Annotated in this window: 2 protein-coding genes; both read right to left on the bottom strand. The window is 39.0% G+C overall.

All coding sequences use genetic code 11. The annotated features are described in order from the left end of the window. Position 1: 1 nt before the first annotated feature. Entirely contained in the window at positions 2–2356 is a 2355-nt protein-coding gene (locus J8281_RS18805) for a TonB-dependent receptor (protein ID WP_210199215.1), read from the bottom strand. A 10-nt stretch (positions 2357–2366) separates the two neighbouring features. Beyond that, on the bottom strand, positions 2367–3053 hold a 687-nt coding region (locus J8281_RS18800), incomplete at its 5' end, for a DUF4397 domain-containing protein (RefSeq protein WP_210199214.1).

Genomic DNA, 3053 nt, shown 5'->3' with positions numbered 1-3053 from the left:
TTTAAAAAGAATAACCTATGGTTAATAAAACATTTCTGGGTATGCCAGGAAATACACGTCCGGCATCAAGACCGCCCACAAAATAACGTTCATCAAATATATTATTAAGATTGCAAGTAAGGTTGATGTTGTTCCATCGATAGAACAATGCAGCCCGTGCTGTGGTATAGGCTGGAAACTCAACAAATGGACTCACAGCATTTGCTGTGCCGGCGGGTATTTGACTTTCACTAACGTGGCGTGCACCTAGTGCCAGACCTAAATCTTTAAACGCGCCTTTGGTAAAGGTATATTTACCCCAAAACCCTGCAGTATGCTGTGGATTGTTGTTCTGAAGTTCTAACTGAGTAACTGCTGCGTTATCGTCTAAAATTTCTACCTCGTTAAAAGCGTAGTTAGCAGTGAGTGTAAAATTAGTATTTATCCTTCCGGTAGCCTCAAATTCAACTCCTCTGCTAATTTCTTCGCCTACTTGTATTAAACGCTCCAATCCACCAGTAACGGTAGGATCCTGAATAATTCGACCTTCCCTGGAAATAGTATACAAGCTTAGTTGAGTTAGTAATTTATCATTAAAAAAACTGGTTTTGGTACCAATCTCAAATTGATTACTCACCAGAGGATCAAATGTTTGATTAGGTTCTATTGTAATGCCAGCTAGACCCCTGGTAAACTGCGGGTTAAAGGATTCTGTATAACTAAAAAAAAGATTGACATGCTCATTTAACTCGTAAGTGATTCCAGCTCTAGGCAGCCATATAACATTGTCGACTGCTTCACTTACCGCTGGCACTTCGCCTAGTTGATCAAGATTTTCATACCGCAGACCTACTAATATTTTTAATTTCCAAATGCTCATTAAATCCTGAACATATAGTCCTCTATATTGCTCTTCTGTAGAAAATTCTCGATCAATCTCGAAACTTAGGTCTACCTCGCTTAAAGAGTTGTAAATAGTACGGTTGTCAAAAACTAAATTAGGAACACCGTTAGCCTCACCATTGGCTGATTTTGTGTAGATATTAGTAAAGGTGCTGTAATAATCCCAACCCAATACGGTTTCATGACTAATAGTACCGGTGTTGAACTTACCCACTAGATACGCAGTAATAAAATCAGAATATCCTTTGGTGATTCGGTCGTTAACGTTTCTAATCAATTCTGACCCATCTTCGGTAAATTCATTGGATGAACGTGTTTCTACAAAATTTTGATTAAAGTCGGAACGCGTATATGATGCATTTAAAGATAATACATCTGAAAACTTATGGCTGCCCGAAACCGTTAGTAATACACTACTGTTTTGGCGATTATCAAACGGTTCTGCAGTGCTAAAATTAATAGGAAGTGCGAAAATATCGCCTTGTAAAACAGGCATTCCACGGTCTACTCCAGCATCATCATTATTAAATGTTCCTACAATATCAACATTAAAGCTTGTTTTATCTGAAGGTAAATACGAAAGGGAAGGCGCAAATAAAATACTTCTGTTTTTTTGAAAATCGCGGAAGGTTTCGGCATTTTCCCAGCCAACATTAACACGGTATAGAACTGTTTTATCCTCATCAAGAGGCCCTGTGACATCAAGTGTGCCTCTTTTTGTTTCAAAACTTCCGTAAGATAAGCTGGCATCTGCCCTGTGTTCTTTTAATGGTTTTTTGGTAACCGCATTGACTACACCCCCTGGCGAACTGTTACCAAACAAAGCCGCTGCCGGTCCTTTGATAAACTCGATACGTTCATACTGGGTGGCAATACTCGATGCCGAGAAATCGGGAGCTAACAAGGCGCGGTTTCCGTTGATGAAATCATGCCGAACTCTGAAACCACGGGACGTAAAGTTATCTCCAAATCGAGTACGGGTTACACCTGCTACATTTTCTGAAACTTCTTCTAAGCGAAAAAGCCCCTGATCTGCAATAATTTCTTTGTTCAAAATAGCAATGCTTTGGGGCACTAATTTAATATCAGCGCCTGTTTTGGTACTTGCAAAGGTGACATCAGGTTTATAATCTGTATTTTTACGACCCACAACTTCAACCAATTGTAGCGCTTCGGCACTTTCAGTTAGAGTAATGTTAATGCTTATATTATTACCTTCAATAGTAATTACTTTTATAAAATCTGCAAATCCTATATAGCTTACTTCAAGCGTATAAGTTCCATCCATAACATTTCGTAATGTAAACCTTCCTTCTTTATCGGTAACCGTACCCTGGTTCGTGCCTTGCAAAATTACACTGGCGGTTTCAAGCTGAATGCCAGTATCGTCGGTTACGATTCCTGTTATAGTAGATTGCGCCTTCGCGAAAGCGGTGCTAAAAATAATGGCTATGATAATTAATATGTATTTCATTAAGAATGGGTTATTGCGGTAAGAGATTGCTATTATTTATAAAAACCAATGTATGTCCTTCTGGGGCAGTAGCGTTTGGAAACAACATAAAAGTACCAAAATTGCCATCTATATCAGGAGGTAATAAAATAAAGCTGTCATTACTAATGCGCTGACCATTTACAGTAGCCCAAATAGGGATTTGAAAAATGGTGTTTGAGGGAAAAAATAGTTCGGCATTATCCTGATAATTTAGTGTTCCAAATTGTTCTGGCACTCCTAATCCTCTAAACAGAACATCTACCGGAGACACCCCGAAGCCTACTCGTGTAGCATCTATAAAAAGAACTACGTTGTTGGTTTCGGGCGCAAGATTGACCGCATCAAGACCGACTAAACCTGCAGAAATCGTGTTTTGATTTCTAGTTTTTTCAATAAACAACAGCTCTGGGTTATCAAGGGTACCTGTCAAGTACAGCGTATAGCTTTTTAAAGCCTCTAGTGTTTGATTTGTGGTAAGTATGGTACCATTATAATTTACTTCAAACCGAACGGTACCGTCAGGTTCCTGAGCTACATTGTTATTTATATTGTAATACGTGTCGTCTACCGACCTGGGCTGCACAGTGTTCCCTATGATATTTATAGAAGGTATCGCTAAAGAGGCTGTGATATCACTGTCTATGGCATTTACAAATAATACCTGTGCAATAGCAGG

The sequence above is a fragment of the Aquimarina sp. U1-2 genome (genome assembly GCF_017897595.1).
In the GTDB taxonomy this organism is placed as follows: Bacteria; Bacteroidota; Bacteroidia; order Flavobacteriales; family Flavobacteriaceae; genus Aquimarina.
The sequence above is the reverse complement of the archived record's forward strand: the minus strand, read 5'-3'. Positions and strand labels throughout refer to the sequence as shown.